This is a genomic window from Pseudoalteromonas sp. 10-33, from assembly GCF_001469195.1.
Taxonomy (GTDB): domain Bacteria; phylum Pseudomonadota; class Gammaproteobacteria; order Enterobacterales; family Alteromonadaceae; genus Pseudoalteromonas.
Genome location: NZ_LOFI01000028.1, coordinates 1 through 17,685 on the forward strand (window position 1 = coordinate 1; position 17,685 = coordinate 17,685).

Here is a 17,685-nt window from a genome sequence, read left to right on the forward strand (position 1 = left end):
TAGCTTCAAGCTCCTGAATTTTAAGCTGTTCAGGAGTAAGAGCTTTAGAGTTTGGTGTTGTGCCACCACGCTCATCTTGTAATTGTTTAACCCAGCGACGAAGAGCTGTTTCACCGACTTCTAGTGAGCGAGCAGCTTCAGGGAATGAGTATCCTTCATCAAGGACTAATTTTGCTGAATCAAGTTTAAACTCTTGAGAAAAAGAGCGACGTTGTTTTGTCATAGAACACCTCAGTTTGAGTGGTAATAATACCACCTAAATTGGTGTCCGGTTTCATTGAATCACAACAAGCACACATTACATGAGTGATAAGAACCCAAATTAGGGCTAGTGATTACAGATTTTATCAGTAAGTTATTGATTATTTATATAGACAAAAAGAGTAATCAAAGCTAAATGAAAACTAACGCCCAGAATAATAATTGGTATGACTTTATTTGACTTACCTTTTTTAAAACTAGCAAAATCCTTAAATTGCATTTTATAACTACCAAAAGTGACTCCCTTTAGCACGAGGCAGCCGGTTGAATAAAATAAAAAACCAAAGGCCGTATCAATTATTAGCCATAAAAACATATCGAACATAATGCTCATATTAATTCCTTATATCACGTTGAGTTTTAGATTAAATCGCAAAGACCAACACACCCCAGTTAGTTGTTTTAGTCTTAAAAATAGTTGTCACTGCTTTCAATATAATCATTTTATTAAAGCATATTCATTAAACAAAGCCAGAGCATGAAGTATAAGTAAACATAAAAACCTCTCTTCTACACGCGCTTGTGTATTTTGCAAAATGCAACTGAATCTATTGCAAGATGCATGAATCTTAAGTTGTTTATATTTTACATATTGATTTTCAATAGCTTAAGTCTTGGAACGGACCCTGCAATGGTTTAAACACTAAATTCATTAGGGGCTAAATTATGAAACTAAACAAATTTGCAACCGCGTGCTTACTTGCATTTCCGTGCGCTGTGCTTAGTCAACCATTCGAATCGTGTCCTAGCCAAGCATTTTTAATGCAAGACTCAAACGCGCAACTTTACGGAATAGATTTAGTTTCAGCTAAACCTACCGTTTTAGCATCGCAGCTAACATTTACTGATGAGTTAAATACTAACAGTGTTAATGCGGTTGGTTTTAATTATAAAGATCAATACATGTACGGTTTCAGTAAGCAAACGCTGGGTAGCGTAGTGCAGCTTGGCAGCAACTATGAAATGAAGCGGTTAAACGTAATAGGTTTGCCAGTCACAAATTTTTATGTCGGTGATATACAAGTTACGGGTGAAGGTAACGATCAACGGGCTACTTATTATGTTTACCATCCCACCTTTGGTGTATTTGGTATTAATTTAGACGGTGACCTAGATGCACCTATAACGGCAAGTTTATTACCTAATACAAATACATGGAAATTGTCTATCTATGATTTTGCTTTTCACCCTGATAGCAACCTTTTGTACGCTGTAGAACCAAACGGAAATTTATATGAAATAGATATTGCAGCAAATACCCATACGTTAATTACTCAGGTTGATGTAGGCGATGATACTGGTGCATTTGGGGCGGCGTATTTTGATGTGAAGGGCCAGTTTTATTTTAGTAACAACAAAAGCGGTAAAATCCACAAAATAGATTTAAGTGTTAGCCCAGTTGTAGGTTATACGCCCGTTGCCAATGTGTTTACATCGGGGCCTAAATCAAGCCAAAACGACGGTGCGCGCTGCGCCATTGCCGAGGTAAAAGTAACTGACAGCTCAATTGATTTTGGCGACGCGCCAGCTCCTTACAACACAAGCCTTGAGCAAAGTGGCGCAAGGCATTTATTTGATCCTGATAGTACAGGAGCCGATTTAATTTATTTAGGAAGCTCGGTTGATGGCGAAAACATTAATATCGACGCTGATTTACTCTTGTCTCCTGTTGATGAGTCAGACGATGGGGTGAGCTTTGTAACGGCTATTTCGGCAGGGCAAGATTCCCAAATTATTGTAAACGCGTCTACCTCTAGCTTTTTATATGCGTGGTTTGATTGGGATCAAAATGGCCGTTTTACTGAAGACGAAAGAATGGTGACTAAGCTAGCTATTAACGAAGGTGACAACAGTATTTTAATTACGGTGCCAAGCAACACTAAATCGGGCCAAACATGGGCTCGATTTAGAGTCACTGATGGCACAGAAGCGTCGCTCATTACCGCAACAGGGGGCGTATTAGGTGGCGAAGTAGAAGATTACGAAATTACCACTTATGCGAGCACCGTATACCCAGGTGAAAACGATTGGGTAACACTTGCTTATGAAGATAGGTGGCCGTTTTCAGGTGATTACGACTTTAATGATTTAGTACTTAATTACAGAACTACACAGCTTATGGAAGGCAGTAATGTGGTTGGCTATAAAATAGATGGCCAATTAATTGGGATTGGAGCCACATACCATAATGGCTTTGCGGTGAGATTAAAGGAAACCGTTAATAGCAGCACACGCACAATCATGCGAAACGAAGTCGATGAAGATGCGATTAGCTTTATTATTGACGGGCAACTGCAAACAGGCAGTTTTCTTGAAGCAGATAGAAACGAAGCCATTCTTATTTTTATGCAAGACACTTGGGGGCATGTTTCAAAAGAGTCGGGCTGTAGCTACTTTAGAACAGAAGATAATTGCGATGAAAACGTAAAAGTTACCTTCAGTATGAGCATTCCCCTAAAAGAGCCAAAGGCCAAAAGTGCGTCACCTGGTACGCTACTTGACCCGTTTATTTTTGCAACAGATGGTTTTTATCACGGTGATTTTTTAGTCGGTAAAAACGCGCGTGGCTGGGAAGTGCATATTAAAAACCAAGCACCGACAGAAGCGTTTGATACTTCACTTTACAGCGTTACAAACGCAGACGATGCCAGTGTGCAAGGCAATGGTTTGTATTTTCTTAACGAAAATGGCTTACCTTGGGCAATGGAGGTCGGTATGCAATGGCTTCATCCACTCGAAGGTATAGATATAACCGATGCCTACGGCAGCTTTGCTGAATTTGCTCAATCATCGGGCAAACAAAAGCCAACGTGGTTTAACGATTACAGTATCAGTAATGTTGTTGTGAAAGGGGAACAGTAATGAAAAAGTCACTATTAATTTTATCACTTTCAATAGGGTTAACAGCTTGTGGCGGCGGTGGTTCAGAAGAGACAAAAGCACCGGCCGTCGCTACGGTATCTACGACCTCTACACCAGCAAGTAATCCAACAGGAATTAACGCAATCACTGTTGATAACGAATTTAATTTATCTACTAAGTATTCACTTGATGTTGATGTAAACCTAGGCATGGGCGATATAAGAGCCTACTTAAATGTGTGCCAAAAAAAGGAGGGAGCTCAACGAGCAGATTACAATAACTGTATTTATAGAGGTCCTCTTAGTAATACCGCACTCGATACGCAGTTAGTGTTAAGCAATCAAGATATTGAATTAATTGCTGAAATTTGGTTTTACGATGAGTCGACTGAACCGCTTTTATTCACTTGGCAGTACGAATCTGATAAAGCACAGCAGCAGTTTGTTATTCGATAAAGCGTATTCTAGGAAAATATATGTTTAAAGCCTCTGCAAATAATAACCCGCAAAATTCATTTTTGCGGGTTATTTTTATATGTGTAGCAACCGTGTGCATTGCACTTGCGTTTAACCCATTTACTCACTTTTATGCCGATGTATTAGCCTCTTTAAAAATACAAATTTTATGTATTGCTGTTGGGTGCGGGTGTGTTCTTTTACTACTGAAGCTCTACAAACTAGGGGCCGCGACGATTATTATATGCGCATTAGGATTGGGTCCTGTTTTAATTACCTTACCTATAACCGATTCGGTGCAAGCGCGTGTTTTGTCTATTAAGCAAATAAACGTAAATTACAGTAATAAGTATCTTACTGCCCATTTATCAAGGTTACGTGACGAAAAGTGGGATGTGCTAATTTTACAAGAATTCAGCGATAAAAATCGCGACCTATTAAGTCAGTTTGTAACTTCAACCGATATGTTTGGGTATGAAGAGGTGGAGGGAATACCTTACGGTATGGTTGTTTTATCGCGTATACCCATGGTGTATAAGCAACAAGTTAAATTAGATGGCGATAAGTTAGGGTATTTAAAACTAAAATTTATATACGGCGATAGGCTATTAACTGCATTTGTTGCGCATCCACCTTCACCACGCACACAGTTAAATTGGCAAAATAGAAACGCTTTGCTCGCAGCTTTAAACAAAGCAACACAGCAAGAACAGGGTTTATGGATAGTGGCTGGCGATTTAAATATAGTCCCGTGGTCGTCATATTTTGAGTGGGAGCAAAAACAAACATGCTTTGGGCACTCCCGTTATACGAGTTTTATGCCTTTTGAAAAAGGGCGTTTTATTTTAATGGGTTTACCTATCGATCATTGTGTTATGAGCGAGCAAGTTTTATTGCAAAGCCTTGCGGTTACCGATTTTAAAGGCAGCGATCATAAAATGTTAAGTTATAAAATAAGTATAAAATAAGTATAAAATAAAAGGCGCTTAATAAAATAGGCGCCTTTTAATGATGTATTTAGATGCACTTTAAACTTACTTAATAGTCTGTTTAATATCGTGCATTAAGTGTTGAAGATTTCGCCTATGAGGAAACAATATAAAGGCGGCAGTGGCCAAGCAAAAAGCTTTAAATTTGAAACCTATTTCTCGGTAGTATTCGCTATAACATTCGAGCATTCTGGCTTTTGCTTTAAAGCGAGATACCACGCCAATATCGTTTTTACAGCGATCTATAATTGTTTGCATCGCATTTAAGCGGTTTTGTCTGTTAGCAGTGATAGAGCCTGTTCTCATTAAATAACCCATCGATACCTGATTCGAAAAAGCCACATTACCAATACGCGCTAACTTAAGCCAACAATCCCAATCGCTTGCACTTTTGAGTGATTGATCAAACTTACCTATATAACAAATGGCTGATTTTTTCACCACAACAGACGAGGTACCTATAACGTTTGCAAACAGCAGTAAATCCATTGGTGATTTAAGGTTTTGATAGCCTTCAACATTCCAATTTATAAATTTTGCGAACTCAGGCCAATAGGAAAAACAGTCAACAATGGGTTCGTACTGTTCATTAACATGCATGTAATTAGTGAAGCTCAGTACACAATCACGATTATTTTGCATGTAGGTAACTTGATTAAATAATTTATCATCAGTCCAGTAGTCATCAGCATCTAAAAAAGCAATGTAGTCGCCTTTAGCGAGTTCAATGGCTTTGTTTCTGGCACTGACAACCCCGCTGTTTTGCTGTTTTATAACACGCAAGTCAGGAAGTGATTGTTGTAACTTATTTAACCATTCAACGCTGCCATCCGTTGACCCATCATCAATAACGAGTATTTCACACTCAATATTATGCTGCCTAACAACACTTGATATAGCCTTAGCTAAATACTGCTTACAGTTGAAGTTAGGAATAATAACGCTTACCTGAATACTCATAGTACTCACCTTTTGTGTATTTCATTAACCTTAACTACGCAAGATAAGCGCCAACCATTTATGGGCTTTTCAAGGGTGTTTTTTGTTTATTGATTTGCAAATTGCGATAAACCTTCGCAAATTGACTTTTTATAGGGGCTTTTTAAGGTTTTAAGCCGGGCATGGTTTTTGCGATGTAACGAGTAAGTTTATTCGGAGTTTTAACTATGAAACATATTGGCATTGTTGTCCCTAGCTTCCACATACCTTCAGAAACGTTTGTTGTAACTGAAATTAACGCGTTGGTAAATGCAGGTCATAGAGTGACCGTACTGACATTCGAGAATTTAAATTACTGCGTGCATTTAAACAAAAATGTGCAAGTGATTGTTATTAAAAAATCAACGCCATCGGCAGTTAGCACATTACTTAAAAACCCACTAACGGCATTAAAAGGCGGTGTTATTGCAAGTCGCTTTAAGTCTATTTCGGTAATGTCTTTAATGGGCTATGGATTAAATATTGCTGAAATTATTCGTGCAAAAAAAATCTCTCATATCCATTGCCATTTTATGCATGCACCACTGGCTTACTCCATTATTGCTAGCAAAATATCTGGCGTGAGTGTGTCATCTATTGGCCACGGTCACGATGTTTATGTGAATGATGATGATTTAAAGCTTAAATTATCGTTGTGCGATTTTTCGGTTGCCGTATGTAAAGATATGGCTGTAAAGCTCAGTAAATACAGTGCAGGAAAAATACAGCTACTGCATTGTGGGATTGATTTGAGTTTATTTAATAATAAACCAAGTCGGTTAACTGAATCGGTTAATCTTATTTTTGTTGGTCGGTTAATTGAAAAAAAGGGATTACAGTTTTTACTCCCAGCCATTAAAAAAATCAGCAAAAAGCACGCAATCACACTAGATATAGTTGGCGATGGGCCTTTACTAAATGACCTAAAATATTTTTGTGAGCAGCTGGGTATAACAAATGAAGTTAATTTTTTAGGCTCAAAAAGTCCACAGTGGTTAGCAATAAACACTAGCAATTACTCGGCTTTAATTGCGCCATTTTGTGTATCTAAAAATGGCGATCGCGACACGGGCCCAGTTGTACTTAAAGAGGCAATGGCCAGCGGTATCCCTGTTTTAACTACTGAGCTAATGGGTGCAAAAGAAATTGTAAATGATGAGGTTGGTGCTAAATGTGCGCCTTCGAGCATTGCTGGCATTGAGCAAATGCTTGTTGATTTTTGTGAACTAACGCCTTACCAGCGCTACGAAAAAGGGTTAAATGCAAAAAGGTTAGCGACAAAAAGGTTTAATGCAAATTCGCAAGCTAAAAAGTTATCTCATTGGGTTCAAGGGATATAGGTGCTGCTATGAATGGGATTAAGCAAATTGCATACTTTGGTATATCTACTTTATTTCTTAAAGTGTTAGGGTTTGCTTTATTACCTATTACTACGCGTATTTTAAGCCAAGCAGAATTTGGTGAGCTAAATTTTTTGGTGTCTATTTCAGCGGTTGTGTCGTTGTTATTATGCTTAGGCTTACCCGATTTACTGTTTAAACAACAGATGACAAATCCCCAGCATAAACGTGCCTTATTCAGAGATGCATTAGTAGTGTGTGCCATTGTTAGCAGTGTGTTTGTGTGCGTGGTTTTTTATTGTATTGAATATCTAAGCGCATTATTACCTGTATCGTTAAATATCCTGGATATTAAACTGTTAGCTATTAATTTAGCGCTCTCGTCTCTACTTTCAATTTTATTTTGTTACTTTCGATATTACGAAAAGGCTAAAGAATTTTGTATTTTGGCTGTACTTCAAGGCATGGGGCAAACAGTTCTCACCGTTGTTTTACTTTATTTTGGCCATGGTGTTACTGGAGTAATGGCATCGGGTGTGGCATCGAGCGCATTGGTGTTATGTATTGCTTTAACTAGGGTAATGAAGCCGTTGGGGATCAGTTTTAAACGTATAACATGGAGAATAAGTTACAAAAACGGACTGTTTTTAATCAGTATAGTTATCTCGTCTTTATTTGTGTATGCGAATAATGGTGCCGAAAATTGGTTTATAGTCGCTAGTGAAGGCAAAGAAAAGCTTGCGCAATACTATGTCGCCTTGCAGTTTGCTGTTATGACCTCGTTCACTTTTGAACCCATTAGAATGTGGTGGTTTTCACGTCGTTTTGATGAATTGGCTAAAAACCGTGAGCGTTATATAGACTTGTGTTCACTGTGTTTAGATTCGGCCATTTTACTCTGCGCGTTAATGCTTATTATAACCCCGTCTATTTTTAGTTTAGTGTTACCACAAAATTACCAATTACATACGTGGTTGTTGCCAAGTCTTATTTTTATTGTGGTTATTAAGCATCATAGTGATTTACTCAATGTAGGGTGTTACATCCATTACAATGGTGCGTTTGTTACTGTGGTTAATGCAGTTAGCGCGTTAGCTGTGCTGGCTTTATTAGCTGTTTTGGTCCCTCGTTATAACGTATACGGCGTGGTTGTTTCACTATGCATTGCGCAGTTAATTAAAACCTGTTTACTTATTATTATTAGCCAGAAATTAGAGAACTTAACGTTTAGTGTTAAGCGTTTGCTGCCAAGCTGGGCATGCTTTTTAGTGATCTACCTTTTAAGCATTACCCAAACTACCTATTTTGAGCTTGTTCAATGCATTGTTTTTATCTGCTTTTTAATTGCTTTGTTTTATAAATACAAACCCGAAATTTTAACACTGACTCAGCAAACGACGCGGGGTAAGGTGTATGATTAGTTGGTATAAAAAATATTGTTTAATGATCAACGGTTTATTTGTAATGACATTAATTTTAATGCTTTACATGCGCTTTGGTCCTATTGCGGCTTTTGCATTGTTACTGCTGCCTTTTGCGGGGTTTTTAGCGGTAAAAATAAGCACGGTATTTATTATTCTTTTTATTCTGTTTAGTTACTTTAGGCTACATGAAGTCTTTATTGTATTAATGCCCCTTAAAATTCCTAAAATGTTGGCCTTAGCATCGTTACTGGCTATTGCATGGCATTTATTCATTTCAAAATCGTTAAAGCCTCATTGGAGCTCAACACACTTGGTGTTTGTAATATGGTTTGTGTGGCTTACCGTTTGTGTATTTAGTGCCTCAAATAAAGGCATGGCCATAGAGTATTGGACTGGTGTGCTCGTGAAGGTTTTCATTATGGTATTTGCCATTAGCTGGTGGTTAACCCGATTTTCGCATTTTAGTTTAGTGCGAATGGGCATAATGATTTCGGGTATTTTGGTTGCTGTGGTTGCGTTAAGTAACAAAGTGAATGGCATTGGTTTGGTTGAGGGTACACGTGTCACTATTTCTCGTGAGTATCGCTCGCAATTAGGAGACCCTAACGATCTATCGTTAGTGTTGATGTTTCCGGTGTCTTTTTTGGCAGCAGAACTGTTTGATAAAGGTGCGAATAAATATCGTCGTATATTTGCAGCCGTGGGATTGTTGTTAGCTATTTCTGGTGTGATAGCCACACAGAGCCGAGGCGGCTTACTGGGTATTGCCGCTATTTTAAGTTTCTTTTTATATCAAAAGGTAAAAAACCCAATCGTAGTAGGACTATGTGCAGCCGTTGCTATGCTCGCAATGATGATTTTTGCGGGTATTGGTGATAGGCAAAGTGGCGGCGCAGCCGAAGATGGAGTTGATGCATCTGCAATGGGTCGAATTTACGCATGGCAAGCTGCCATTAACATGGCGCTTTCTAACCCGCTTACCGGTGTAGGAGTCGATAACTTTTACGTAAATTATTATTTTTACAGTCCGCATTGGGATGGCAAGAATCATGCAGTACACAGTACATGGTTTCAAGTGTTAGGCGAAACAGGCTTTGTAGGAATTGGTATTTTTGTATTATTAATTGCCAGTATTTATCGCAGCCTATCACGTGTTTATTGCATTAATGCACTTAACCATAACGACCAAGTTGCTGTTAATGCAAATGCCTTAAAAGCAGGTTTAATAGGCTTTATGGTTGCAGGCACTTTTCTAACGCAAGCATTTACATGGCCGCTTTATATTATTTTAGCGCTGACAATCGCGCTCGAAAAAATCACTGTTGAGAGCAATAAGGAATAAAACTATGATCGTACATGTTAAACATTGGCTTAAATGTAGCCCTCATCCTTTTGCAAAATCACTTTTTCAATTTGCAAAAACTATTCGCAATCCACAAATGATTGTGATCCCGTTTTTTCATTCATCGCTTTATTTTGTTCATCAATTTTTAAAACAATTTATACACGAATTTTTACGTATCACTTATTTTACGCCCCTTTTCAAAAGCCAAATAAAAGGCAGTAAAAAACAGCTTTTTTTATATTCGGGTATGCCGCAGGTATTGGGTCAACTTAATATTATGTGTAAAGACAACGTGAGAATGTCGGGCGTTTCTACCTTTTGCGGGCGCGTGGGGGGAAAAACAACACCGACCTTAAATATTGGCAGTAATGTTGATATTGGTTGGCAAAATGCCTTTTCGGTAGGGCGTAATATAACGCTTGAAGACGACGTGCGTTTAGCTGGTCGGGTTTTTTTAGCCGGTTTTCCTGGGCATCCGGTTGATTGTGAGCGAAGAGCGCAAGGGCAAAGTGATGACGAAAACCAAATTGGCGATATTATTATCAAACGCGGAGCATGGCTTGGCACCGGAGTGACTGTGCTTGGGGGCGTTACTATAGGTGAAGGGGCGATTGTTGGGGCGGGCAGTGTTGTGACTAAAAACATACCCGCCTTTAGTATTGCAGCAGGTAATCCCGCAAAAGTAGTGAAGTACATAAAGGAATCTTAATATGAAATTTATTGTTTTTGCAGAGGACTGGGCAAGCCACCCTAGCAGCACACAGCATCTATTTACTGAACTGGCTAAAAATCATGAAATACACTGGGTTAATTCAATTGGTATGCGAAAGCCAAGTTTAAAAATAAACGATTTAAAACGTGTAGTGAGTAAATTCAAACAGTTGTTTAGTAAATCAAGTCATGCCGCAATTAACACACCAAAAGCATTGCGTGTATATAAACTACCGGTATTGCCTTGGCACGATAATGCATTAATAAAGCGCTTTAATAAGTGGGTGTATTCTCAATACTTTAAAAATATTTCTGATGAGCCTGTTATGTATTGGTTGAGTGTGCCAACAGCCGAGTATTTAATTACAAAACAAAAACGCGATAAGTTGATTTATTACTGCGGTGACGATTTTAGTGCATTGGCGGGCGTTGATGCGACACTTGTTGCGCCTTTTGAAAAAAACTTGATACAAAGAGCCGATTTAATCTACGTCATCAGCGCGTTTTTAATGAATAAAATGCCTAGCCAAAAAACGCAAATGTTGAGCCATGGGGTAAGCTACGATTTGTTTACTTCACAATGTGAAATAGCACCAGAGATAAGTCACTTAAATGGACCCATTATTGGTTTTTATGGCAGTATTAATGCCTGGTTAGATATTGCATTACTTACTGCATTAGTAGCGCAGCGGCCAAGTTATCAGTTAGTACTTGTTGGTGATATTGTGGGGCCTACTGCACAATTGCTGCAATTTAAAAATGTAACGCATATTCCTGCCGTAGAACATGCTCGGTTAGCGAGTTTTTCAGCGCATTGGAATGTGTCTGTTTTGCCATTTGTAAATAACGAACAAATTAGAGCGTGTGATCCATTAAAGCTCAAAGAATATTTAGCGGTTGGCACGCCTATTGTTGCAACCGATTTTCCGGCAGTAAAACAATATCAAACAGACATTCTTATTGGCAAAACGCATGAACAATTTATTAATAAAATTGATGAAGCCGTTTGTTTAAACAACATTCAACGTAACTCCCTTAAATTAACGCAACAACAATTAGCCAAAGATCACAGTTGGGGATCCAAAGCGCTAACAGTGCAACAAGACTTATTTATTTTAAATCACGCTGTGTAGCGTAATTTTTATACCAAAACCTCCTAAGGCCTGTTTAGTTTTACGGATTAAAATTTGTTCAAGCTAGGGGCTATTTAATTGCGTCGCGATGTTTGTAACCTAGTGGGATCGATAACTGCTCCTGCTTAGTAATGTTTCGCCATCGTCCACTTATGGGAAGTGACCACACAGTATAGGCTCTGCCTTGCCAAAATACCAAGCAGGCTGCTGTAAATTTAACCTTGAAAAGTCAACAAGCCATAACATTTCATACATTTAATTTGGCCTTGAGAGCTGAGTTCTGAAAAAGTAATACCCCTTAATAACCTGCTTATTTTTATTTAATTCACACCAGTTGGCGCACCCTGTGCAATACCCTATATATAGCGCGTTATTTGCAGCTTAAATTATTAATTTGCAAACAAACGCCACATTTCGCATAGCAATATGCAAATAAATAGGTAGGGATTATGTTAGTTAGAGAGCAAATAAAACGATTACTTTATTTAACCTTGTACGCTGTATATACACGTGCAAAGTTATTTGTGATCCCACTTTTAGTGGTGCCTTTTGTCATTATATTGCTCACGGTGACGGCGCAAAAAAAATATATTAACCATGCCACAATTTTAATTGAGGAATCAGCGTTACTTAACCCGTATCTTGACGATTTATCTTTCTCGTTTGATTTATCTAATCGGATGGCAGCACTTCGTACACTGGTTATAAGTAGGAAGGTACTTATTGCGGTTGCAAAAGAAACGCAACTAGTGCCAGAAAATGCGACACCTGCGCAAATAGAAAAAATTCACCAAGAGCTATCTCAGGCATTGTCTTTGTCGTTAGTAGGAGATGAGCTGGTGCGGGTTAATTTTATATGGCATGAGCAAAGTAAAATGAAACTCGTGCTAGAGAAAGTCGTCGAGAAGTTTATAGAGCGTTTATTAGCGCCTACTCGGGCTTCGCTTGATAGTTCGGAGCAATTTTTTTACCAGCAATTGAATAGTATTCGTGATGAGCTTGAGTTATCTGAAGAGTCACTCGCGGCCTTCAAATCATCAAACAGCAATACACTGCCAGCTGTGTTGCACAGTAACCGTCAAACATTTGATAAGTTATTGAGCGATCAACAACAAAAAACAATTGTCTTATCGGGTGCACAAGCAAAGTTAAAAGCACTGGCTACTAAAATGGGTCAAGCGAACCCAATTTTAGGGCGCATTGAAGAAAAAATTATTGTTGCGGAGTCAGAGTTAAGTTTTTTAAAAACTCGGTATACCGAAAAACACAGCAAGGTTATTTCAAAAAAGCGAGAGCTTCAAAGTATACGTAATCGCCAGCAGTCATTATTAGAAAGTGCAGAAGACTTAGATCCCACCAACATTGAACAGCTATGGCAAATGGCAAACACACTGCCCAGTGGCAAAGACAATGAAAGTAGTGTGCTGGTTTCGCAAATTCTAAAATTAGAAGAAGCAAAAAATGAAGTTGCTCAACACCAACAAGAGTACGACATGCTAGAGCAGCAAGTAAAACTGGTTGGTGAAAGGCTGCTAGTAACCAGTGATGTTGAAAAGCAGTTAAGAAAACTAGAGCGAGATTACGATGTGAAACAATCGCTTTATAAAGACATGTTAAGTCGTTACGAAATGGCAAAAGTGACAGGCAAATTGGTTAAGTATGAAGGGCCAGATAAAGTAAAAACCATAGAGCGCGCTTACAGCCCTACGCAACCAATTAATACGTCGTTAGTTGCATCCATTATTGTGGGTCTTGTTTTAGGTGTGTTTACAAGTAGCACAATTGTGTTTGTGGCCACCTTATTTGATAGCCATTTAAAAGATATTCAAACCATAGAAAAACTATCTGCGTTAGAGGTAGTTGCCATATTACCTATTGTAAAAAATACACCTGTAGATTTGGTGTTTAGCTCTGCAAGTAACTCTATTGAACAGGGGAAATAACATGAACGTATTACATTTAGTTCAGCACTTTAAAATAGGTGGCCTTGAAAAAATGGCCGTCACGCTAATGCAAAAAAGCCAATTTGCTAATTCAAGTGTGGTTGTATCACTTGAAGGGACTCTAAGTGAGGCTGTTGAAGGTTGGCCGCAATTAGCCTCGTTTGAAGGGCGGTTAATTTGTTTAAATAAGCCTGCAAAGTTTAATATGAACACGGTAAGTAAACTGACTGAAGTTATTAAACAATTTAATATTGATGTGATACACAGCCATCACATAGGGCCAATGCTCTACGCTAGTATGGCGTGCCTACGAAATCGGCACGTGAAGCATGTATCGACTATTCATGATGCGTGGTATTTAAAAAGTTTTAAGCAGCGTTTAATTACTAAAGTGCTTAATAAATTGACAAAAATAAATTGGGTTGCTGACGCGCAGGTAGTCGCTAACGATTTTTATAATGAAACAGCCATTCAAACCGATAAAACAATACTTAATGGTATTGATTTTAACAAGTTTGTTTGTGGGGATGAATCAAACGCACGTAAGGAACTGCACTTACCACAAGATATCAACTTAATTGGCTGCTCGGCTCGCTTAGAGCCAGGTAAAGGGCATTTTGCGTTATTAAGAATTCTCAATTCATTACCCATTTATACCGAGCTTGTATTTGCTGGTAGCGGTAGCTTACACACAGAATTAGTGAATTATGCCACAAAGCTTGGCATTAAAGAGCGCGTTCATTTTTTGGGAAATGTGCAAAATATGCCGTTATTTTATTCAGCAATTAATGTGATGTGTCTTTATTCACAGCGCGAAGGGTTACCGCTATCTATTTTGGAGTCAATGGCGTGCGGAAAAAGCATTGTTGCTACCGATGTTGGCGGGATTAAAGAGGTTCTAACCAGCGAGCAAGGCGTGCTCGTAAAACCCGGTGATGAGGTTGGATTAAAAAAAGCGCTGATAGAAGCTATTTATATTAAACATGGCCACTGTATTCGTGAACATGCTTTATCAATCGCCAGTGCATCAAAAATGAGCGCAGAGTACGACCATTTTTACAACGGTATTACATCGTGAGGAAAATATAATGACTTATTTATTAATAGTGTTAGCGGTGTTAATTTCGCTTGTTGTTTACCACCATGTAGGCTATTTAGCAATTTTAAGGGTGTTTAGCAAAGGTAAAAATAAGCCGGTAGTATTTAAACAAAACCCTAAAGCAACCAACCATTTTGGTATTTTGATTTGTGCTTACAATGAACAAGATCACATTAAAGAGAAACTACATAATTTAGGTGCCATGCTTTACGACACCGACAAGTTTGCGATTCATGTTTATTTAGATGGTTGTACAGATAATACATACAATGAGGCTATGCTTGCTCAGTCGCATTTAGCCAAACAAAATGTCGAATGCCATTTGCATTTTAATAAAATCAACCGTGGTAAAGCGCATGGTATCAATGAGTTAATTAAGCTAACTAAAACAACGTACGACGTTTTACTGTTTACCGATGTAAGTGCGCTATTAAGTATAGATGTACTTGGCAATATAGATGCTGATTTTAAAGATCAAAACATTAATGTGATTACCGGAGTTTATGTTTTGGACGAACAAGCCACACAGGAGCAAAAACACTATTGGCAGTATCAAAATAACGTTAAAAGTATGGAATCGTCTTTAGGAGCAGTGATTGGTGTGCCAGGTGCGATGTTTGCAATTCGCTCACAGTACACAGATTTACTGGATGAAGGTGCCATTAACGATGATTTTATTCTATCAATGAATGCATTAAAAAATGGCGGTAAAGCAATTGTAGATAAAAATATTAATATTGTTGAAAGAGAGTGTGATGAACAAAGCCACGATTATGCAAGACGCATAAGGTTGGGAGCAGGAAACTGGCAGCAAATAAAAGTACTGTTAACGCTATTTAACCCCAAGTTAGGCTGGGTGAGTTTTAACTTTATTTCGCACAAAGTACTACGGGGTATTATGCCGTTGTTGCTCGCTTTGATTTATGTTTTAATTTTTTCAATAGCGCTATTTTCAAATGTTTTTTTAGCAAAATTGGGCTGTGGGGCTATTGCGTTATTTCATGGTATTGAACTGACTAAAAAGGTATTTAATATCACCACTAAAATACCTGTTATAGATAAGGTTAACTATATTTTAAATGCCTATTTTTTAGCGTTATGGGGCATTATTAAATATGAAAAAGGCGATTACAAAAGCCACTGGCAGCGAGTTCATACAACCAATAGCGAGCAAAACGGTACAATTAAGTGTATTAAACGCGGTATTGATATAATTGGTTCTGCATTGGGTTTAATTGTGTTGTCTCCTGTTATGTTATTGGTTGCATTAACAATAAAGCTAACTTCACGTGGGCCGGTGTTATTCAATCAGCTAAGAGTAGGCGAAAGTAGTGACAGCTTTGTTGCATTGTTTAATGTGCTTAAATTTCGCTCTATGGTTGTCGATGCTGAAGTAAAAAGCGGTGCGGTATGGGCTTCTAAAGACGATCCTAGAATAACACCAGTGGGAAGGTTTATTCGTAAAACACGGTTAGATGAATTACCGCAACTGTGGAATGTGTTAGTAGGTGATATGTCATTGATTGGGCCGCGTCCAGAACGCCCCGTATTTTACTCAAAACTTGAAAAGCATATTCCTTACTTTTCACAGCGTACTTATGGCATAAAACCAGGTATTTCAGGGCTTGCTCAAGTGATGAATGGTTACGATGAAAGCATTGATGATGCAAGAAACAAAATAGGCTGGGACTATGCCTACATGTTAAGTACTTCATCACCACGCAGCTGGTGCTACATGGAACTGACTATATTGGTCAAAACGCTGGTTGTTATATTTACAGGTAAAGGCCAATAACCATGCATTGCATAATGCAATAAGGCGCCCCAGTCTTAATTGCATTATGCTTTAAACCCCTCCTTAAGTTGAACTTCATAATTTATAACTCTTAAATATCAACAGCTTAAAGTTGGTTCGTTTCTTGTATTAGTAATAGAGAACTTTACTATTTAATAGGTAACTACCATGACTAATTTAGCCAACTCACAAGAACAAACCGTAATTTCGCTTCCTGCTGATTTTTCAGGCTTTACCGTAGACGGATTTAAAGATGAATTTGAAGGGTTAGTGGGGACAGACACTAATTTTATTATTTTAGATTTTTCAAAAACAGAGTTTATAGATTCATCTGGTATTGGTGCAATTGTGTTTTTATACAAACGCATTGAAAAGAAAAATCATCAACTTTCTTTACTTAATGTAACCGGTCAGCCTTTCAAATTAATGAATTTGTTAAGAGTAGATAAAACAATTCCATTTATTGATTCAATCTAACAGCGTAAGGAGAGGGATATGAAAGCACACATTTTTATTATTATTACTTTATTTTTAAGTGGGTGTGCTTCTTGGCCTGATGAAGGACAAGGAGGTTGGGCAGAAAAGTACCAAAACTACCCATTAGATGATGAGCAACAAGATTTAAATTACACACAGCCTGAAGAAGTGGTTCGCAGTGAGTTTGAGCATTTAGTGCTAAAACTTGAGTTATTAAAGTCTCAAGATATTAAAGCGTGTATGCCTGCTCAGTTATTAAAGGCTCAAATATACGAAAACCGTATTCGTAGGCTTATTGCGGCTCAAATGTGGGAAGATGCAGAGCATGATTTACTTATTCATTATCATGGGCTTAATCAATTAACGCAGCATTTTGATACTGTTCAACAGTTAACCCAATGCGCGGTGGTTAAAGAGAAGAAACCGGCTTTATTTAGCGTTAAAAAGCAAATTACCGATTTACTCAATAGTGATAACCAATTTGCGTTTAAGGCGTTTGAGATCACACCTAAATATGCAGTAAGGCTTGCTCAAGCCGCTGACTTGGTAAAGGAGCTAGAAAGCATTTCTATATTGCTAGTAGGTCATACTGACTCAATGGGAGAGATGGCCAGCAATTATGAACTTGCTTTAAAACGCGCTGAAACGGTTAAGCATTGGTTAGTGGTTTATGGTGTGCCAGTACAAAGCATTACAACACTTACGCAAGGCAGTTTAAAACCTTATAGCGACCAACCACAAACAGACACAGTACGCCATTCAGACCGCCGCGTAGAGGCTATTGTACTTGACGCAAACACTAATAATTTACAGGACAATAAAGCTAAATCGTTAGTCAGTTGGACCAAAATTATTAAAAGTAAGCAGGAGTAA

The 17,685-nt window shown here is 38.2% G+C and carries 15 protein-coding genes; 13 read left to right on the forward strand and 2 right to left on the reverse strand.

The genetic code is table 11. The features are described from left to right. Window positions 1-223 (reverse strand): IS3 family transposase (locus ATS76_RS17435; RefSeq protein ID WP_058551672.1); only part of this gene is annotated, 223 nt, incomplete at its 3' end. A 704-nt stretch (window positions 224-927) separates the two neighbouring features. Between ATS76_RS17435 and ATS76_RS17445 the strand changes: the two genes are divergently transcribed. From ATS76_RS17445 to ATS76_RS17455, 3 genes are read left to right on the forward strand one after another with little or no spacing between them, the layout of a single operon-like run. Further along, window positions 928-3,123 (forward strand): LruC domain-containing protein, encoded by a 2,196-nt coding sequence (locus tag ATS76_RS17445; RefSeq protein WP_058553104.1) that lies wholly within the window; start codon window positions 928-930, stop codon window positions 3,121-3,123. Beyond that, window positions 3,123-3,578 (forward strand): hypothetical protein, encoded by a 456-nt coding sequence (locus ATS76_RS17450; RefSeq protein WP_058553105.1) that lies wholly within the window; start codon window positions 3,123-3,125, stop codon window positions 3,576-3,578. Before ATS76_RS17445 ends, ATS76_RS17450 begins: the two co-directional genes overlap by 1 nt. Window positions 3,579-3,598: 20 nt before the next feature. Next, a complete protein-coding gene (locus tag ATS76_RS17455; RefSeq protein WP_058553106.1) occupies window positions 3,599-4,546 on the forward strand; it encodes an endonuclease/exonuclease/phosphatase family protein in 948 nt (315 codons plus the stop codon). Between the two features lie 66 nt (window positions 4,547-4,612). On the opposite strand, the gene ATS76_RS17460 is transcribed toward ATS76_RS17455, so the two are convergent. Beyond that, window positions 4,613-5,527: a glycosyltransferase family 2 protein gene (locus ATS76_RS17460; RefSeq protein WP_058553107.1), complete on the reverse strand. Its 915-nt coding sequence runs from the start codon at window positions 5,525-5,527 to the stop codon at window positions 4,613-4,615. Window positions 5,528-5,733: 206 nt separating this feature from the next. Here ATS76_RS17460 and ATS76_RS17465 point away from each other — a divergent pair, with 206 nt between their 5' ends. The 10 genes from ATS76_RS17465 to ATS76_RS17510 all read left to right on the forward strand — a co-directional run bounded on the left by ATS76_RS17465 (window position 5,734) and on the right by ATS76_RS17510 (window position 17,685). Further along, window positions 5,734-6,885: a glycosyltransferase gene (locus ATS76_RS17465; RefSeq protein ID WP_058553108.1), complete on the forward strand. Its 1,152-nt coding sequence runs from the start codon at window positions 5,734-5,736 to the stop codon at window positions 6,883-6,885. Window positions 6,886-6,893: 8 nt separating this feature from the next. Continuing rightward, a complete protein-coding gene (locus ATS76_RS17470) occupies window positions 6,894-8,306 on the forward strand; it encodes a lipopolysaccharide biosynthesis protein (RefSeq protein ID WP_058553109.1) in 1,413 nt (470 codons plus the stop codon). Further along, a complete protein-coding gene (locus tag ATS76_RS17475) occupies window positions 8,299-9,651 on the forward strand; it encodes an O-antigen ligase family protein (protein WP_058553110.1) in 1,353 nt (450 codons plus the stop codon). The genes ATS76_RS17470 and ATS76_RS17475 overlap by 8 nt, the downstream gene beginning before the upstream one ends. A 4-nt stretch (window positions 9,652-9,655) precedes the next feature. Then, window positions 9,656-10,363, forward strand: coding sequence for an acyltransferase (locus tag ATS76_RS17480; protein WP_058553111.1), 708 nt, complete (start codon window positions 9,656-9,658; stop codon window positions 10,361-10,363). 1 nt (window position 10,364) lies between these two features. After that, entirely contained in the window at window positions 10,365-11,498 is a 1,134-nt protein-coding gene (locus ATS76_RS17485; protein ID WP_058553112.1) for a glycosyltransferase, read from the forward strand. Between the two features lie 449 nt (window positions 11,499-11,947). After that, complete coding sequence (locus tag ATS76_RS17490) at window positions 11,948-13,441, forward strand: GumC family protein (RefSeq protein ID WP_058553113.1); 1,494 nt, start codon at window positions 11,948-11,950, stop codon at window positions 13,439-13,441. Window position 13,442: 1 nt separating this feature from the next. Continuing rightward, window positions 13,443-14,519, forward strand: a complete 1,077-nt coding sequence (locus ATS76_RS17495; protein ID WP_058553114.1) for a glycosyltransferase — start codon at window positions 13,443-13,445, stop codon at window positions 14,517-14,519. A 10-nt stretch (window positions 14,520-14,529) separates the two neighbouring features. Next, window positions 14,530-16,335: a sugar transferase gene (locus ATS76_RS17500; RefSeq protein WP_058553115.1), complete on the forward strand. Its 1,806-nt coding sequence runs from the start codon at window positions 14,530-14,532 to the stop codon at window positions 16,333-16,335. Window positions 16,336-16,503: 168 nt separating this feature from the next. Next, complete coding sequence (locus ATS76_RS17505) at window positions 16,504-16,812, forward strand: STAS domain-containing protein (protein ID WP_006792900.1); 309 nt, start codon at window positions 16,504-16,506, stop codon at window positions 16,810-16,812. Between the two features lie 18 nt (window positions 16,813-16,830). Continuing rightward, the gene (locus tag ATS76_RS17510) at window positions 16,831-17,685 is read left to right on the forward strand and encodes an OmpA family protein (RefSeq protein WP_058553116.1); all 855 of its coding nucleotides are present in this window, start codon (window positions 16,831-16,833) and stop codon (window positions 17,683-17,685) included.